The organism is Rhodoferax sp. EU05-FHT12H12 (genome assembly GCF_058791215.1).
Map to the genome: position 1 here is coordinate 750359 of NZ_JBYTDI010000002.1, position 16058 is coordinate 766416.

Below are 16058 nucleotides of genomic sequence, written 5' to 3' on the forward strand. Positions count from 1 at the left end.
ACACCATGACACATTTGAAATTTCCGCAGGGGCGCGACATCGACCTGGCTTGCCTGGGACGACTGGCGGTGGATTTGTACGCCGAACAGTTCGGTAGCGCACTCGAAGACACACGCAGCATGGCCATGTACCTGGGCGGCAGCTCCGCCAACCTGGCATTTGGCGTGGCGCGTCTGGGTTGCAAAAGCGCCATGATTTCCCGCGTGGGCAACGAGCAGATGGGCCGCTTTCTCACCTCCACGCTGCAGGCCAACGGCTGCGATGTAAGCCAGGTGCAGGTCGACCCGCAGCGCCTCACCGCCCTGGTGCTGCTGGGCATCAAGGACCGCGACACCTTCCCGCTGCTGTTTGTGCGCGAGAACTGTGCCGACATGGCGGTGGACGCTGCGCTGATTGATGAATCCTTCATCGCCCGTTGTCGTGCCCTGGCCATCACCGGTACCCACCTCTCCACGCCCGGCACGCGCGCTGCGTCCCAAAAAGCCCTGGCGTATGCACACCAGCACGGTGTGGTGCGCGTGCTGGACATCGACTACCGCCCCGTGCTGTGGGGCCTGACCAGCCGGGGCGCGGGTGAGAACCGCTACGTGCCCGATGCCGCCGTCACCCAGCAGTTGCAGGAAATGCTGCCGCAGTTCGACTTGTTGGTTGGCACCGAAGAAGAGTTTTTTATCGCCGGTGGTGTGCCCAATGACCTGATGGCCAGTCTGCGCGCCGTGCGAGCGCTGAGCCAGGCCGTGCTGGTGGTCAAGCGCGGTGCCGCCGGTTGCAGCGTCATTGAAGGCGCCGTTCCTGCCGCCATTGACGATGCGCCCACCTTCCAGGGCGAGCGCGTCGAAGTGCTCAACGTGCTGGGCGCGGGCGACGCATTTCTCTCCGGCCTCATGGCCAGCCTCTTGCAGGGCAAAGACTGGGCGCAATCCACCCAGACGGCCAACGCCTGCGGCGCCATCGTGGTGTCCCGCCACGCTTGTTCTGCCGCCATGCCCACGCCTCCTGAGCTGGCCCATTGGTTCAGCGGCAGCCGCAACCCCAAGGTCGATGCCGACGAACAGCTGGCCCATCTGCACCGCGTCACGGCTGCCCGCCCGGTCTGGAACGAGTTGTGCGTCATGGCCTTCGACCACCGCAGCCAGTTTTACGACCTGTGCCGCCAGGCAGGCGCCCCCGAGTCCCGCATTCCAGCGCTCAAAAAACTGCTGGTCACCGCCGCAGAGCGTGTGGAGCAGGGCAGCGGCTTGCAAGGTGCCACCGGTGTGCTGGTGGACGGTGGCAGCTACGGTGCGGACGCCTTGGCCAGCGCCACGGGGCGCGGTTGGTGGGTGGGCCGTCCAGTGGAGCTGCCCGGTTCGCGCCCCCTGCGGTTTGACGGCACCCGCTCGGTCGGCAGCGCACTCACGCACTGGCCTACCGAACAAGTGGTCAAGTGCCTGGTGCACTACCACCCGGACGACCCCTACACCCTGCGCCTGGAGCAGGAGCAAAAAGTGCTGGAGCTGTGGGAAGCCACCCGCGCCAGCGGCAACGAGCTGTTGCTTGAAATCATTCTGCCCAAAGCCCTGGTGGTAGCGGGTGAAGAAGATGCCGCCGTGCTGCGCGCCGTCCAGCGCTTCTACAACCTGGGCATCAAGCCCGAGTGGTGGAAGCTGGCACCCATGCAGGAGCGTGGCTGGGCGGCATTAAAAGACCTGGTCGATGCGCGCGACCCGTATTGCCGGGGCGCCGTCATCCTCGGCCTGAACCAGCCGATTGCCCATCTGGTGGAAAGCTTCCGCCTGGCGACCAACCCGGTGGTCAAGGGCTTCATGGTGGGCCGCAGCCTCTGGGCCGATGCCTCGCTGGCCTGGCTGTCCGGTCGCATGTCGGACGACCAGTTTGTGGGCGATGTGGCCCACAACTTCACCACGCTGGTGAATGCCTGGCGCAGCCGTCACACGCCCCTGCGCGCCGCTGCCTGAACCTTGCAGGATTGAACCCTCTATGACACGTACCCAACGACTCACGCTCTCGCAAGCCCTGGTCAAACACCTCGCCGCCCTACGCGTCGAGATGCATGACGGCAGCATCCAGCCCTATTGCGGCGGGGTGTTCACCATCTTTGGCCACGGCAATGTGGCCGGTTTCGGCGAAGCCCTGTGGGCCGAGCGCCAGGCGCTGCCCACCTACCGCGCCCACAACGAGCAGGGCATGGCCCATGCGGCCATCGCCTACAGCAAGGCGCACCTGCGCCAGCGCATCATGGCAGTCAGCACCAGCATTGGCCCTGGCGCCACCAACCTGGTCACCGCCGCTGCCGTGGCCCATGTGAACCGCCTGCCTGTGCTGCTGCTGCCCGGTGACACCTTTGCCTCCCGCGCACCGGACCCGGTGCTGCAGCAGGTCGAAAGCTTCCAGCAGGGCGACCTGAGCGCCAACGACTGCTTCCGCCCGGTCACGCGTTTCTTTGACCGCATCACCCGCCCGGAGCAAATCCTCACCGCCTTGCCGCGCGCCATCCAGATCATGACGGACCCTGCCGCCTGCGGCCCGGTGTGCCTGGCGCTGCCGCAAGACATCCAGACCCATGCGTTTGATTGTCCCGAGAGCTTCCTGCACCCCGAGCTGATCCAGTTCCGTCGACCGCCGCCCGACACGCGCGAACTGCAAAAAGCTGTGGCTCTGCTGAAGACCGCCAAGCAGCCCCTCATCGTGGCCGGTGGCGGTGTGCTTTACAGCCACGCGGGTGATGCACTGCGCGCCTTTGCCGAGGCGCATGGCGTACCCGTGGTCGAGTCGCACGGCGGCAAGAGCAGCCTGGCCTGGGACCATCCCTTGAACCTCGGCGCCATCGGGGTGGACGGTGCGCCCAACGCCAATGTGTTGGCCCGCGAGGCCGATGTGGTGTTCGCCGTGGGCACCCGCCTGCAGGACTTCACCACGGGTTCGCACGCCTTGTTTGCCAACGCTACGTTGCTCAGCCTCAACGTGCAGAGCTTTGACGCCAGCAAGTGGAGCGGCACCGCCTTGGTGGCCGACGCTCTGGTGGGCCTGCAAGCCCTGAGCACAGCACTGGGTGGCTGGGCGGCCGACAGCGCCTGGACGGCACGTGCCCAACACCAGGCGGCGCTGTGGAATGCCCGTGTGACCGAACTGACCACCGCCGCCCCCCAGCCCGGCGTGCTGCCTTACGACGCGGAGGTCATCGGCGCTGTGCGCGACTCGCTCAACGACGCGGGTGGCGACAGCGGCGTGCACGATGTGGCCATTTGCGCCGCCGGCACCTTGCCGGCCGAGCTGCACAAGCTCTGGCGCGCCAGCCGGCCTGGCAACTACCACATGGAATACGGCTACTCCTGCATGGGCTACGAAATTGCCGGTGGCCTGGGCGTCAAGCTGGCGCGGCCCGAGCAAGAGGTCATTGTGATGGTGGGCGATGGCTCCTACATGATGATGAATTCCGAGCTGGCTACCTCCGTCATGCTGGGCAAAAAAATCATCGTGGTGGTGCTGGACAACCGGGGATACGGTTGCATCCAGCGCCTGCAAACGGCGTCCGGCAGCCCCGCCTTCAACAACCTGCTGGACGACTGCATTGGGGAAGGCGGCGAGGCCAGCCGCATCGACTTCGCCATGCACGCCCGCAGCATGGGGGCCGATGCCGTGCACGTGGCCAACGTGGCCGAGCTCAAGGCTGCCATGGTGCAGGCCCGCGCTGCCCAACGCAGCCAGGTGCTGGTGATAGACACCACCCACACCCGCACCACCGAGGGTGGCTGCTGGTGGGAAGTGGCGATTCCCGAAGTGTCGGCGCGCAGCGAGGTGCTGGACGCCCGCGCCCGCTATGTCGCCGACAAGCAAGAACAACGTGTTTGATTTTTCGATTTTGAAAGAAGTATTGGTATGACCTGGAACGTCCGCATCGGCATCAACCCCATCTCCTGGTTCAACGACGACATGCCCTCGCTCGGCGGCGAAACGCCGCTGGAAACTGCGCTGCGCGAAGGCAAGGAAATCGGCTACGTCGGCTTTGAGCTGGGCAACAAATTTCCCAAAGAGGGCCCCGCGCTGAAAGCCAAGCTAGACGAGTACGGCCTGGCCTGCGTGTCCGGCTGGTACTCCGGCTTTCTGGCCGAAGTGGCACCCGGCCAAAGCAATGCCGACGCAGTAGCCGCCGAGATCGAGCGCTGCAAGGCGCACATGGGCAAGCTGCAGTACAACGGTGTGAACGTGGTGGTCTACGGCGAATGCGCAGGCACCGTGCAGGGCCAGATGGACACGCCCGTGAGCAAGCGCCCCCAATTCGCCAGCGAGGCACTCTGGCAAGGGTATGCCGAGCGCTTGAATGCATTCGGCGAACACCTGCTCCAAGCCTACGGCATCAAATTGGCCTACCACCACCACATGGGTGCCTATGTGGAGTCCCCGGCCGATATCGACAAGCTGATGACCCTCACCGACCCGGCCAAAGTGTTCTTGTTGTACGACACCGGCCACGCCTACTTCGGTGGCGCGGCCGACCCGGTGGCGCTGCTCAAAAAGCACGTCAAGCGCGTGGTGCATGTGCACTGCAAAGACGTGCGCACCCCCGTCATTGCCCAGGCCCGCAATGACGGCTGGAGCTTCTTAAGCGGTGTGCTCAACGGCACCTTCACCGTGCCCGGTGACGGCAGCATTGACTACGCCGCAGCCCTGCAGGTGCTGCGCGATGCCGGTTATGAAGGCTGGCTGGTGGTGGAGGCCGAGCAAGACCCGGCCGTGGCTCCCAGCTACCAGTATGCGAAGAAGGGGTTTGAGACCCTGAGCGGCCTGGTCAAAAGCCTGGCCTGATTTGCAAAGGACATCACCATGGTCAGCCCCCTCTTAGCCAAAGCCGCGCCCACGGGCCGCGAGATTGTCAACGTCACCCCCGAGCGTGCAGGCTGGACACACGTGGGCTTCCGCGCGGTGCGCCTGGAAGCCGGTGCTATCGAAACAGTAGCTACCGGCGCACGCGAGCTGTGTGTGGTGGTGCTCACAGGCTCTGTGGATGTGACGGTGGACGGCACCACCTATGCCAACCTCGGCACCCGCGACAGCGTGTTTGATGAAAAGTCGCCCGCCGCCGTCTATGTGCCTGCCGGCAAGACGGTGACGCTGCGCGCCGTGCGCAACGCTGAAGTTGGCCTGTGCACCGCACCTAGCGATGCCAAAGACCGCGCCGTGCGTGTGCTCGACCCCGCCACCATGCGCCGCAGCGTGCGCGGCAAGGGCACCAACACCCGCTACGTGTGCGACATCCTGCCGCACGACGATCCCACTGCCGCCCACCTGCTGGTGGTGGAGGTGATGACGCCTGCCAGCCACAGCAGCAGCTACCCGCCCCACAAGCACGATGTAGAGCAGCCGCCCGTGGAAACCTTGCTGGAAGAAACCTACTACCACCGCCTCAACCCGCCACAGGGCTTTGCCTTCCAGCGCGTGTACACCGACGACCGCAGCATCGACGAGGCCTGCGCCGTCGAGAACCACGACGTGGTCATGGTGCCCAAGGGCTACCACCCGGTGGTGGCGCCGCACGGGTATGACTCGTACTACCTCAATGTGATGGCGGGCCCCAACCGCTTCTGGGTCTTCAAGAACGACCCCGCCCACGAATGGATGCTGGCCCCTGCCGCCAGCACCTGAATCTTTTTTAGAAACACACTGCATGTCCCAAGTTACCTCCATCGCCCACTACATCCACGGCCGGGTCACCCCTGGCACCAGCGGGCGCGCCCAGAATGTTTTCGACCCCGCCACTGGCCAGGTCACCGGCTCGGTGGCCCTGGCCAATGCGGCTGAGGTCGATGCCGCCGTGGCCGCAGCCCAGGCCGCTTTTCCCAAGTGGGCCGACACGCCCCCCATCCGCCGCGCGCGCATCCTGTTCAACTTCCTGCAGTTGTTGAACGAGCACAAAGACGCGCTGGCCCGCATGATCACCGCCGAGCACGGCAAGGTGTTCACCGATGCGCAGGGCGAGGTGTCCCGCGGCATCGACATTGTCGAATTCGCTTGTGGCATCCCCCAGCTGCTCAAGGGCGACTTCACCGACCAGGTCTCCACCGGCATCGACAACTGGACCCTGCGCCAGCCGCTGGGTGTGGTGGCCGGCATCACGCCGTTCAACTTCCCGGTCATGGTGCCCATGTGGATGTTTCCGGTGGCCATCGCGGCGGGCAACACCTTTGTGCTCAAGCCCAGCCCGATCGACCCGTCCGCCAGTCTCTTCATGGCTGACCTGCTCAAGCAAGCCGGCCTGCCCGACGGTGTGTTCAACGTCGTGCAGGGTGACAAAGAAGCCGTGGACGCGCTGCTGGTGCACCCCGATGTGAAGGCCGTGAGCTTTGTGGGTTCCACGCCCATTGCCAATTACATCTACGAGACCGGCGCCCACCACGGCAAGCGTGTGCAGGCCTTGGGCGGCGCCAAGAATCACATGGTGGTCATGCCCGACGCAGATGTGGACCAGGTGGTGGACGCGCTCATTGGCGCGGGCTACGGCTCCGCCGGCGAGCGCTGCATGGCCATCAGCGTGGCGGTGCTGGTGGGTGATGTGGCGGACAAGGTCATCCCCAAGTTGCTTGCGCGCACCAAGACGCTCAAGGTCCTCAACGGCACCAACCTCGCGGCAGAAATGGGCCCCATCGTCACCCAAGCCGCGCATGCCCGCATCAGCGGCTACATCGACCTCGGCGTGCAAGAAGGCGCGAAGCTGCTGGCCGATGGCCGCGGCTTTGACGGCAACAAGGCGGGCGAAGGATGCGCCAACGGTTTCTGGCTGGGCGGCACGCTGTTCGACCACGTGACCCCCGAGATGCGCATCTACAAGGAAGAGATCTTCGGCCCCGTGCTGGCCTGTGTGCGTGTGCCCGACTTTGCCAAAGCGCTGCAGCTCATCAACGACCACGAGTTCGGCAACGGCGTGGCCTGCTTCACCCGCGACGGCAATGTGGCGCGCGAGTTCAGCCGCCGCGTGCAGGTGGGCATGGTGGGCATCAACGTGCCGATTCCGGTGCCCATGGCCTGGCACGGCTTTGGTGGCTGGAAGAAGAGCCTGTTCGGCGACATGCACGCCTACGGCGAAGAGGGCGTGCGCTTCTACACCAAGCAAAAGTCCATCATGCAGCGCTGGCCCGAGAGCATTGGCAAGGGCGCCGAGTTTGTGATGCCGACCGCCAAGTAATTGAAGCATCAAAGTGGCCTCTAGCGAACACGGAATGTGCGCAAGCAGCTACTAAAACCATAGCAAAAAGACCGGCTTTAAACCGGTCTTTTTGTTGGTGGCTCCCGCCGGTGCAGGCGGGGGCGCTCAGGTCAGGCGCTTGAGGGCTAGCCCGTCCAGCTGGGCACCCAGTTGCTCGGGGCTCCAGCCTTCTTGCAGCGCGCGGCGCACCCAGGCCTGTGGGCTCTCAGGGGCCAGGCCACCCAGGGGCGGGTCGCGGTCCAGGTTGGTGGGGAAGGCGTAGCCCTCGCTGCTGGCGGCGATGGCGTGGTGGGCGCCCGCGGTGTCCAGCGCGCCGCTGCGCAGCAGGCTTTGCAGGTGGGGGTAAAGGGCGCGTGTCATGCGGTCGCGGTCCACCGACTCCATGGTCCGCCCGAAGGCCGACGAAACCTGCAGCAAATTGGCCATGCGCTGGATGCCGGCCGAGCGGTTGTCCCCCGCCGCGTGCAGCAGCGCGGGGTTGAAGAACACCGCATCCCCCTTGCGCAGCGGCAGTTGCACCCGGTGCGCGGCAAAGTAGTCTTTGAACGCCGGGTTGTCGGCCACGAGGTAGCCGTGGCGGTACTTGTGCGAGTGCGGAAGGTAGAGCGTGGGCCCGCTCTCCAGCGGCATGTCCACATGCGCTACGGCACCTTGCAGGGTCAGCAGGGGTGAGAGGCGGTGCACATGCGCCGGGTAGCGTTCGGCCTGCGCAGCGGTGCAAAAGCCCAGGTGATAGTCGCGGTGGGGCGTTTGTGCGCCGCCGCCGGGGCGCACGTTATTGACTTGCGAGGTGACTTGATAGGCCGGGCCCAGCCAGGCCTCGCTGGCCAGGGCGATCATGTCGTTGGCGTAGTAGCGGGCAAAGAGGGCGGGGTCCAGCAGGCACAGCTTTTCGAGTGCGTTCCAAATACGGTCGTTCGCGCCGGGTTTTGCGAAGTGGTCGCCCCCGCTGCCGTGGATGCGCTCTTGGGCGATCAGGTCAAAGAAGCACGCCGTCACCGCATCCAACACGCCCTGGTCCGCCACGGCGCCTTGCAGCACCAGAATGCCCGGCCCGTCTTCCCACACCCAGGCCCATTCCTGCAGCAGCGTGTCGCGCTGGGCGGCATCCTGCGCCAGTCGGGTACGCTGGGCCTGGCAGTCGTACACCGGCACGCCCTGTGTCACGGCCGTGGCCAGCGGGCAGTCGTTGGGCGTGGTGGGAGTTTGCAGCAGGGCGTGCAGGTCTGCGAGCTGTGCATCCTGCGCGCGCAGCCGGCGTGGGTGGGGGGTATGTGCCATGGGGTTTCCGATCCAGAGGGTGGACGCAGTGTAGGTTCGGGGTGCGTTCTTCTGGGCCCAAAAACACCTCAAAAACACCTCAGAAAGATGCACGAAACCACGCACAATCGGCCGCTGTACCGGGCCTGCCGTGCGGCCCGAAAACCCAGGAGCGCCATGGCCCACACCTTTGCAATGAAAGAGCTCGCGCTGCAGGCGGGCGTGAGCCTGGCCACGGTGGACCGGGTGCTGCACCGCAGGCCCGGTGTGCACCCGAGTACCCAGCGCCGTGTCGAGCAAGCCCACGCCGAGTTGCAGCGCCAGCAGCAACAGCTGGGCCTCAAGGGCCGGCGCTTCCTGATCGATCTGGTGATGGAGGCGCCGGTGCGCTTCAGCCGCATCGTGCGCGACGCCCTGGGCCTGGCCATGCGCCGCACGCAGCCCGCCGTCTTCCGGGCGCGGGACCATCTTGCCGAAACCATGCGTGTGCCCGACATGGTGGCCGTGCTGGACTGCATTGCCCGCCGGGGCAGCCACGGCGTGCTGCTCAAGGCGCCCGATGTACCGGCGATTGCGCAGGCGGTGGAGCGTCTGCAGTCCCGCGGCATCCCGGTGGTGACGCTTGTGACCGATGTGCAGACGGCCCACCCGCACAGCTACGTGGGCCTGGACAACCGCAGCGCCGGCCAGACAGCGGCGTACCTGATGCACCAGTGGATGGGCGCGGGCCCGGTGGATGTGCTGGTGTCCAGCAGCGGGCAACGCTTTCAGGGGGAAGAGGCGCGCATCCACGCCTTTGCTGAGGCGCTGGCGCACAGCAGGCCGTCTTGCAAGGTGCATGTGCTGGACGCGGGCCAGGGCCTGCACGGCCCCACCGTGGCAGCCGTGGGGCGCCTGCTGGCCGGGCAGCCTGCCGTTGCCGCGGCGTATTCGGTGGGGGGCGCCAATGCCGCCATACTCGCCGCCTTCGACAAGGCTGGCCGGCCCTGCCGCCCCTTCATTGGCCACGATCTGGACGAGGACAACCTCGCGCTGCTGGCGTCGGGGCGCCTGTCCGCTGTCTTGCACCATGACCTGCACCACGACTTGCACATGGCCTGCCTGCAGTTCATGCAGGCCCAGGGTGCACTGCCCGGAACGCACACCGCCCAGCGCTCCAATGTCGAGGTGGTCACTCCGTTCAACCTGCCGGCCGCTTTAGCCTGCTAATGGGTCGATGGACCCCGCAACTATTGCGCAAGTAGCTACTGATTTGATAGCAAATTGAGGCGCGGAAGCAGCCAGCCGTCGAGCTTCATTTCCGTTTACGCTCGCCGCAGGCAGCCCGCAAAAACTGGCCGGCTACAAAGATGTCGCGCTCCACCGCGCGGCGCACGGCGGCGCTGTCGCGTTGCAGCAGGGCTTGCACCAGGTCGTCGTGCGCGTCGTTGAGTACGGCGCTGGCGGCGGGGGTGTCAAACAGGCGGTTGGAGATGGGGCCGGCGCGCAGCCACAGGGTGTCGATCAGCTGAAACAGCAGGGGTGAGCCCGCTGCCTTGTAGAGCAGCACATGGAAGTCTTCGTTGATGTCCAGGTAGCGCTTGGCGTCGCCGGCTTGCAAGGCGGCGGCCATGTCGGCGCTCCAGCCTTGCAGGGTGGCAATCTGCGTGGCATCCAGCCGCAGGCAGCCGCGCTCGGCGGCTTCGCCCTCCAGCAGCATGCGCATCTGCAGCAGGTCATCAAACTCCGGCAGCGAGAGGCGGGGCACAGTGACCCCGGCGTTGGGCACGTTGAGGAGGGCGCCCTCGGCGGCCAGTCGCTGCAAGGCGGCGCGCACCGGCATCTGGCCCACGCCCATGTCGGCCGCCACGTTGCGGATCTTGAGCCGCTCGCCGGGCAGAAAGCGGCCCACGGTGATCCATTGCCGCAGGGTGGTGTAGACGCGGTCCTGGTCGGTGCTGGTGGGGGGTTCGCTCATGGGGCGATAGTGTCCACCACAAAACCGCCCATGGCGGCCACCAGCCGGTCCACATCGTCAGCCGTGGTGTCGGGGCACACCAGCATCATGTTGTGGAAGGGTGTGATCACCAGGCCGCGGTTCAGCAGGTAGAGGTGGATGTTCTGCTCCAGCGCGGGGTCAAGGATGGCGTCGGCCTCGCTGCCATTGCGCGGTGGCGTGGGGGTGAACTGGAACTCGGTGCGCGCGCCGATCTGCGTCACACACCAGCCCAGGCTGTGGCGCGCAATCAGAGCGCGCAAGCCCTCCGCCAAGCGGGCAGCCAGCGTGAACATGTGGGCGTAGGCGGCTTCCGTCATCACCTCGGCCAGGTTGGCGCGCATGGCGGCCATGGTCAGCAGGTTGGCGGTGAGCGTGGTGCCTATGCCGCTGTGGCCGGGCGGGGCCTTGCGTTTGGCAGCCTCGGCGCGGGCTGCTGCGTCAGCGCTAAAGCCATACACCGCACACGGCACGCCACCAGCCACCGGCTTGCCCAGCACCAGCAGGTCTGGCTGCAGGCCGTGGGCGCGGGTGTATCCGCCGGGCCCCGTGCTGATGGTGTGGGTTTCGTCGATCAGCAGCAGCGTGCCGTAGCGACGGCACAGGGTCTGCGCCGCCTCCCAAAAGCCGGGCTCGGGCAGCACCATGCCAATGTTGGTCATGGCCGGCTCGGCCAGCAGGCAGGCCACCTGGCCGTCGGCCAGCGCAGCCTCCAGCGCCACCAGGTCGTTGAACTCCACGCTGCGTGTGGTGCGGGTGATGTCCACCACCTGGCCCAGCAGGCTGTCGCGCGTGTGGGGCTGGCCATCCACCAGGTCCACAAATACGTCATCCACCGTGCCGTGGTAGCAGCCATTGAAGATCAGCACCTGCGTGCGCCCGGTGAGCGCCCGCGCCCAGCGGATGGCAAAGCGGTTGGCGTCCGACGCCGACAGCGCAAACTGCCACACCGGCAGGCCGAAGCGGCGCGCCAGCTCCTCGGCCACCCACACGCCGTCTTCACCCGGCAGCATGGTGGTAATGCCTTGTGCCCCTTGTGCGGCAATGGCGCGTGCCACGGCCGGCGGGCTGTGGCCAAACATGGCGCCCGTGTCGCCCAGGCAAAAGTCCGCATAGCGGTGGCCATCGGCGTCGGTCAGCCGCGCGCCCTGCGCGTGCGCCAGGTGCAGCGGGAAGGGCGTGGACCAGTCGCTCATCCAGTGCAGGGGCACACCAAACATCAGGTGCTGGGCAGCCCGTTTTGAGAGGGCGTGGGATGCGGGGTTGGCCGCGGCGTAGGCAGCGCGCTCGCGCTCGCGCACGGCGGTCAGGCGTTGCGGGTCCAGGTGGCGAAAAGTCGGTGTCATGGCACGGCCCCGTTTACACCAGCAACAGCAGGTGTTCGCGCTCCCACGAGCTGATCACGCGGTTGTAGGTGGCGTACTCCAGCTCTTTCACGGCGCAAAAGGCGTCCACAAAACCGGCGCCCAGCACCTCGCGCATGGGCTCGCAGCTGCGCATGGAGGCAATGGCGTCTTCCAGGTGGCGGGGTAGCTCGTGGCTCACGTTCCAGGCGCTGTCGGTGGTGGGGGCGCTGGGTGTCAGGCCCTGGATCATGCCCAGATAGCAGCAGGCCAGCGTGGCCGCCATGGCGAGGTAGGGGTTCACGTCCACGCCGGGCACCCGGTTTTCTATCCGCCGGTTGGCGGGGCTGGACTTGGGAATGCGGATGCCGCAGGTGCGGTTGTCATGCCCCCAGCGCACATTGATGGGCGCCGACATAAAGGGCGAGAGCCGCCGGTACGAGTTCACATACGGTGCAAACATGGGCATGAGCTGCGGAATGTAGGCCTGCAGCCCCGCAATGCACTGGCCAAACAGCGGGCTGGCCGAGCCATCGGGCAGGCTGAAGATGTTGTGGCCCTCGGCATCCAGAATGCTCTGGTGGATGTGCATGGCGCTGCCCGGCTCCTGCTCCATGGGCTTGGCCATGAAGGTGGCAAAGATGCCGTGGCGCAGCGCTGTCTCGCGCACCGTGCGCTTGAACAAAAACACCCGGTCCGCCAGGTCCAGCGCATTGCCGTGGCTGAAGTTGATCTCCATCTGGCCGGGGCCGGCCTCGTGGATCAGCGTCTCCACGCCCAGGTTGTGCTGCTGGCAAAAGCTGGACAGCTCCATGAAGAAAGGGTCGAAGTCGTTGACCGCGTCGATGGAATAACTCTGCCGCCCCGCCTCGGGCTTGCCGGTGCGGCCCAGCGGCGGCTGCAGTGGCTCGTGCGGGTTTTGCTGGCGCGCCACCAGGTAGAACTCCATCTCGGGCGCCACCACCGGCGTCCAGCCTCGCGCCTCATACAGTTTGAGCACCCGGCGCAGCACGCCGCGCGGCGAGATTTGCACCGGGCTGCCGTCCCACTCCTGGCAGTCGTGGATCACCACCGCCACCGGCTCGGCCGCCCAGGGCACCACACGCACGGTGCTCACATCGGGCAGGCACACCATGTCGGGGTCGGTGTCGCCCACATAGGGGCCGTTGTCCGGCTGCTGGCCATTCACGGTGTTCAGCAGCACGCTTTTGGGAATGCGCATTTCGCCCGCTGCCAAAAACAGGTCGCGCGGCAGGATCTTGCCGCGCGCAATGCCCGTCATGTCGGGGATGACGCACTCCACCTCGTGGATGCGGTGCTGGGTCAAAAAAGCTTCGATGGTGCTGGGGGTGGACATGGGTGTGGCCGGGAGTGGAGATGGCCAAATTCTAGTGCGGAGCTTTATATTTGTGATCACAAATATGCGAATTACCTGCATTGACAAGTGAAAATGCTCTCTTGTGATCGAAAGATGGGTGCGCTGACTCGGGTTCGCCGGCCGGATAGACTCCCACCCCGTCTCCTGTGTTTTGTTCCATGTCCAGTTCCACCCCCGCATCCCCCGCCTACGACTGGCGCACCATCAGCGCACTCAACACCGTGTCCACCTTGGCCCAGATCGGGCAGTTCGGCATCGTCTATGTCATGGTGCCGGTGTGGCTGGCGCTGCAGGGCCTCAGCGCGGCGCAGCTGGGTTTTTTTGCGGCGTCGTTGTGGATGGGGCAAATGCCCGGCCTGGGCTTGGCGCCTTGGCTGAGCCGCCACTGGGGCGCGCGCACCGTGGTGGTGGCGGGCCTGGCCTGCTCGGTGGTGGCGCTGCTGGGCATTGCCTGGGTGCCTGTTGCGTCTCTGCCCTGGCCCGCGTACCTGGCATGTGGCCTGTTGGCCGGTCTGGGCATGGGCCTGCGCTGGGTGGGGCTGGAGCCCTGGCTGTACCGCATTGCCCCCGCCCATGCGCGCGGGCGCCTGGTGGGTTTTCATGAAACGCTGATTGCCGCCGCCCCCGTGGTGGCCCCGGCCATTGCCGCCTGGGTGGGCGTGCAGGGCCACACCCTCTTGTGGGTGGGCGTGGGTTTTACCGTGTCGGCCCTGTTGCCGCTGGCATTCGCCCGCACCCCGCCTGCTGAAGAGGCCCACCACGTGAACAGCTGGCCGCAGTCCGCCCGCGCGGCGTGGCCGCACCGCATCTTCCGCCAGGGGCTGCTGATCGCGCTGTGCGGCGGCATGCTGGAATCCGCCGTGGTCGGCCTGTTCGCCGTCTTCGCGGGGGATCGCGGTTTTGACGCACAAAACATTGCCCACCTGCTGACCAGCTTTGGGCTGGGGGGCCTGCTCCTGCAATACCCCGTGGGCTGGATGGCCGACCACTGGGGCATGCGCGCGGCTGGCGCCATTGCTGCGGCCGGCACGGTGGTGGCCGCAGCCTTGCTGGCCCTGTTGCCCGGCGTGCCCGTGGCCTACGCCACCATGTTTGTGCTGGGTGGGCTCATCACGGCTTTCCTCACGCTGGCGCTGATTGCCGCCACCAAAACACCTACGCCTGACATGGCCTGGAACGTGAGCAGTCTCTCCATCGCCTACTCCCTGAGTGCGGTGGTGGGGCCGGTGGTGGCGGGCGGCGCCATGACGGCTACGGCCAGTGCCGCGTTGATGGGGTTCACCGCGGTGGTTGCCGCGGTGATGGTTGTTTTGCTATTAAAAAGGTAGCTGCTCGCGCATATTCCACGTGCGCTAGAGGCCTATTTGATGCATAAATGGCGTGTTGCTTGCCACCCCGTGATCGCAAACGACCCAGCGCGACCTGTCGCCTTGCGATGGGCGGCTGTCTTGTGCAGCCGTTCAGTTAAAGTCCGTCCCCGCACGATGCGGGTTGCCCACGTTCAACACTTCGCATCGCAGGGGCATCGGCTCCCCGGTGGCTGGGTTAGAGACAATGCGAGCGGGGGCGTGGGGTGGATGGAGACCGGTGCGCTCGGACCCGCGGTGGCTTATGGAATTACAAGGAAAACGACATGCTGTTAACGGATATCGCCGTAGAGCACACGCTGACACCCGTAAAGGGCGGACCTCGTGTGACGTTGGTGCTGCATCCCTTCACGAATACCCAACGCGACTCACTTGGCAAATTTGAGATCGTCCGTGGCATCAGTGAGCCAGGGGGTAAAGAAGTGAGACGGTCAACATTCGTGTCGTTTCAGCAATTGGCGGAGTTGTACGCAAAAGGTGTACTCGACGAATTCGGGTTTTCCGTTCGCATGTGTCCTGCTGATGGCAAGTACCCGGCTACGAATCCCGTAAAGAAGATACTGCCAACCAGCTTCAAACCAGGCTCACAGTTCGACCTGGCGGTGCAAGGCGTGGATGTTTCAAAACCGGCCAGCCGCGAGTTGAGAACAGCGCTGCTTCGCACCAACGTCAAGCTTTAGCGGTACCTGTGCATCCACCTGTTGGTCATGCCGAAACATCGCCGCTTTCCAGCGGGTGCACAGGCAGGTTCTTGGTGGCTGCCACCGACTGGAGCCGGCCAGTCGCAGTAATCGACCCAAAGCCGAATTCGATCAACCTAGACTCATGGCCGGATAGCAGACATTCAGAACTGGTCAGTTGGACTAGTACGATGAACAATCGAGATGTGGCGAAAACTACCACCGGCAATTCGCCAATCAGGCAACCACGGTGACTACCTTACTTAAACCAACTGGCCTCCACGAAAGCGGGGGCGATTCAATAGTCATGAAAATCAGATTTTTCAGGGTACTTATGCTCATGGTCCTAGTTACTGCGCTTACGGGGTGCATGGTATTTCGTGTAACGCAAAAAGACCACGACGAAGAAGTTAGCAACATGCGTCTTGCAGGAATACAGTTTAAGGTTGCAGTAGCCAAAGTAGAAGCAGTTGGTTTTAGTTGTAGAGGGTTGCAAGACCCCCCTCGAAATCGCCCAGGGAAACAACCAACATTAGAGGCTCTGTGCTTTAAGCGAACGCCAGAATTGTGGTGCCCGCAGGAACGCCGCATCAGCTTTGATGCCGAAGCTCAATCCGGCATAGTCACTAACGTCGAGACACTAATTATTGATAGGTCGTGTTGGTGAACGGCTCTACCAAAACGAAAGTAATTACGAAGCGCTTGTTGCCAACGGAATCCAGCTTAGTCCGAATCCACTGTCCCAAAGTAGTCGTGAATCCGCCCCCCGAAAGCAGACGTTGGGCAACGCACGCTACTGGCCCACTGCACCTGTCGACCCAAAGCCAAAATAGATTTACTCTGAGTTATCACTT

At 65.0% G+C, this 16058-nt stretch carries 12 protein-coding genes; 8 read left to right on the top strand and 4 right to left on the bottom strand.

Annotated features, from left to right (window positions below; translation table 11 throughout):
• Positions 1–5 precede the first annotated feature (5 nt).
• From AC3WS7_RS08370 to AC3WS7_RS08390, 5 genes are read left to right on the top strand one after another with little or no spacing between them, the layout of a single operon-like run.
• Positions 6–1958 carry a bifunctional 5-dehydro-2-deoxygluconokinase/5-dehydro-2-deoxyphosphogluconate aldolase gene (locus tag AC3WS7_RS08370; RefSeq protein WP_492656012.1) on the top strand — a complete coding sequence of 651 codons (1953 nt, stop codon included), beginning with the start codon at positions 6–8 and terminating at the stop codon, positions 1956–1958.
• 22 nt (positions 1959–1980) lie between these two features.
• Positions 1981–3852, top strand: a complete 1872-nt coding sequence (gene iolD, locus AC3WS7_RS08375; RefSeq protein ID WP_492656013.1) for a 3D-(3,5/4)-trihydroxycyclohexane-1,2-dione acylhydrolase (decyclizing) — start codon at positions 1981–1983, stop codon at positions 3850–3852.
• A gap of 27 nt (positions 3853–3879) precedes the next feature.
• A complete protein-coding gene (iolE, locus tag AC3WS7_RS08380; protein ID WP_492656014.1) occupies positions 3880–4806 on the top strand; it encodes a myo-inosose-2 dehydratase in 927 nt (308 codons plus the stop codon).
• Positions 4807–4824: 18 nt separating this feature from the next.
• Entirely contained in the window at positions 4825–5643 is an 819-nt protein-coding gene (gene iolB / locus AC3WS7_RS08385; RefSeq protein WP_296466951.1) for a 5-deoxy-glucuronate isomerase, read from the top strand.
• A gap of 22 nt (positions 5644–5665) precedes the next feature.
• Positions 5666–7180: a CoA-acylating methylmalonate-semialdehyde dehydrogenase gene (locus tag AC3WS7_RS08390; RefSeq protein WP_492656015.1), complete on the top strand. Its 1515-nt coding sequence runs from the start codon at positions 5666–5668 to the stop codon at positions 7178–7180.
• 126 nt (positions 7181–7306) lie between these two features.
• Here AC3WS7_RS08390 and AC3WS7_RS08395 read toward each other — a convergent pair whose 3' ends face one another.
• Positions 7307–8482 (bottom strand): phytanoyl-CoA dioxygenase family protein, encoded by a 1176-nt coding sequence (locus AC3WS7_RS08395; RefSeq protein ID WP_492656016.1) that lies wholly within the window; start codon positions 8480–8482, stop codon positions 7307–7309.
• A gap of 156 nt (positions 8483–8638) precedes the next feature.
• On the opposite strand from AC3WS7_RS08395, the gene AC3WS7_RS08400 reads away from it, so the two are divergent.
• Positions 8639–9670, top strand: coding sequence for a LacI family DNA-binding transcriptional regulator (locus AC3WS7_RS08400; protein WP_492656017.1), 1032 nt, complete (start codon positions 8639–8641; stop codon positions 9668–9670).
• Between the two features lie 85 nt (positions 9671–9755).
• Here the strand turns inward: AC3WS7_RS08400 and AC3WS7_RS08405 are convergent, their stop codons facing one another.
• Genes AC3WS7_RS08405 through AC3WS7_RS08415 form a run of 3 tightly spaced genes read right to left on the bottom strand, consistent with a single transcriptional unit; the run spans position 9756 to position 13136 of the window.
• On the bottom strand, positions 9756–10418 hold the full coding sequence (locus AC3WS7_RS08405) for a GntR family transcriptional regulator (RefSeq protein WP_492656018.1): 663 nt from the start codon (positions 10416–10418) through the stop codon (positions 9756–9758).
• Positions 10415–11782 (bottom strand): aspartate aminotransferase family protein, encoded by a 1368-nt coding sequence (locus AC3WS7_RS08410; protein ID WP_492656019.1) that lies wholly within the window; start codon positions 11780–11782, stop codon positions 10415–10417. The genes AC3WS7_RS08405 and AC3WS7_RS08410 overlap by 4 nt, the downstream gene beginning before the upstream one ends.
• Positions 11783–11795: 13 nt before the next feature.
• On the bottom strand, positions 11796–13136 hold the full coding sequence (locus AC3WS7_RS08415; protein ID WP_492656020.1) for a glutamine synthetase family protein: 1341 nt from the start codon (positions 13134–13136) through the stop codon (positions 11796–11798).
• A gap of 179 nt (positions 13137–13315) precedes the next feature.
• Between AC3WS7_RS08415 and AC3WS7_RS08420 the strand changes: the two genes are divergently transcribed.
• Positions 13316–14485 (top strand): MFS transporter, encoded by a 1170-nt coding sequence (locus AC3WS7_RS08420; protein ID WP_492656021.1) that lies wholly within the window; start codon positions 13316–13318, stop codon positions 14483–14485.
• 305 nt (positions 14486–14790) lie between these two features.
• Entirely contained in the window at positions 14791–15204 is a 414-nt protein-coding gene (locus AC3WS7_RS08425) for a hypothetical protein (RefSeq protein WP_492656022.1), read from the top strand.
• Positions 15205–16058 lie beyond the last annotated feature (854 nt).

Coding starts and splice junctions, on each gene's coding strand:
- AC3WS7_RS08410 (WP_492656019.1), bottom strand. CDS start 11,782: ATGACACCGACTTTTCGCCACCTGGACCCGCAACGCCTGACCGCCGTG.
- AC3WS7_RS08420 (WP_492656021.1), top strand. CDS start 13,316: ATGTCCAGTTCCACCCCCGCATCCCCCGCCTACGACTGGCGCACCATC.
- AC3WS7_RS08370 (WP_492656012.1), top strand. CDS start 6: ATGACACATTTGAAATTTCCGCAGGGGCGCGACATCGACCTGGCTTGC.
- AC3WS7_RS08400 (WP_492656017.1), top strand. CDS start 8,639: ATGGCCCACACCTTTGCAATGAAAGAGCTCGCGCTGCAGGCGGGCGTG.
- AC3WS7_RS08405 (WP_492656018.1), bottom strand. CDS start 10,418: ATGAGCGAACCCCCCACCAGCACCGACCAGGACCGCGTCTACACCACC.
- iolB (WP_296466951.1), top strand. CDS start 4,825: ATGGTCAGCCCCCTCTTAGCCAAAGCCGCGCCCACGGGCCGCGAGATT.
- AC3WS7_RS08425 (WP_492656022.1), top strand. CDS start 14,791: ATGCTGTTAACGGATATCGCCGTAGAGCACACGCTGACACCCGTAAAG.
- AC3WS7_RS08415 (WP_492656020.1), bottom strand. CDS start 13,136: ATGTCCACCCCCAGCACCATCGAAGCTTTTTTGACCCAGCACCGCATC.
- AC3WS7_RS08390 (WP_492656015.1), top strand. CDS start 5,666: ATGTCCCAAGTTACCTCCATCGCCCACTACATCCACGGCCGGGTCACC.
- iolE (WP_492656014.1), top strand. CDS start 3,880: ATGACCTGGAACGTCCGCATCGGCATCAACCCCATCTCCTGGTTCAAC.
- iolD (WP_492656013.1), top strand. CDS start 1,981: ATGACACGTACCCAACGACTCACGCTCTCGCAAGCCCTGGTCAAACAC.
- AC3WS7_RS08395 (WP_492656016.1), bottom strand. CDS start 8,482: ATGGCACATACCCCCCACCCACGCCGGCTGCGCGCGCAGGATGCACAG.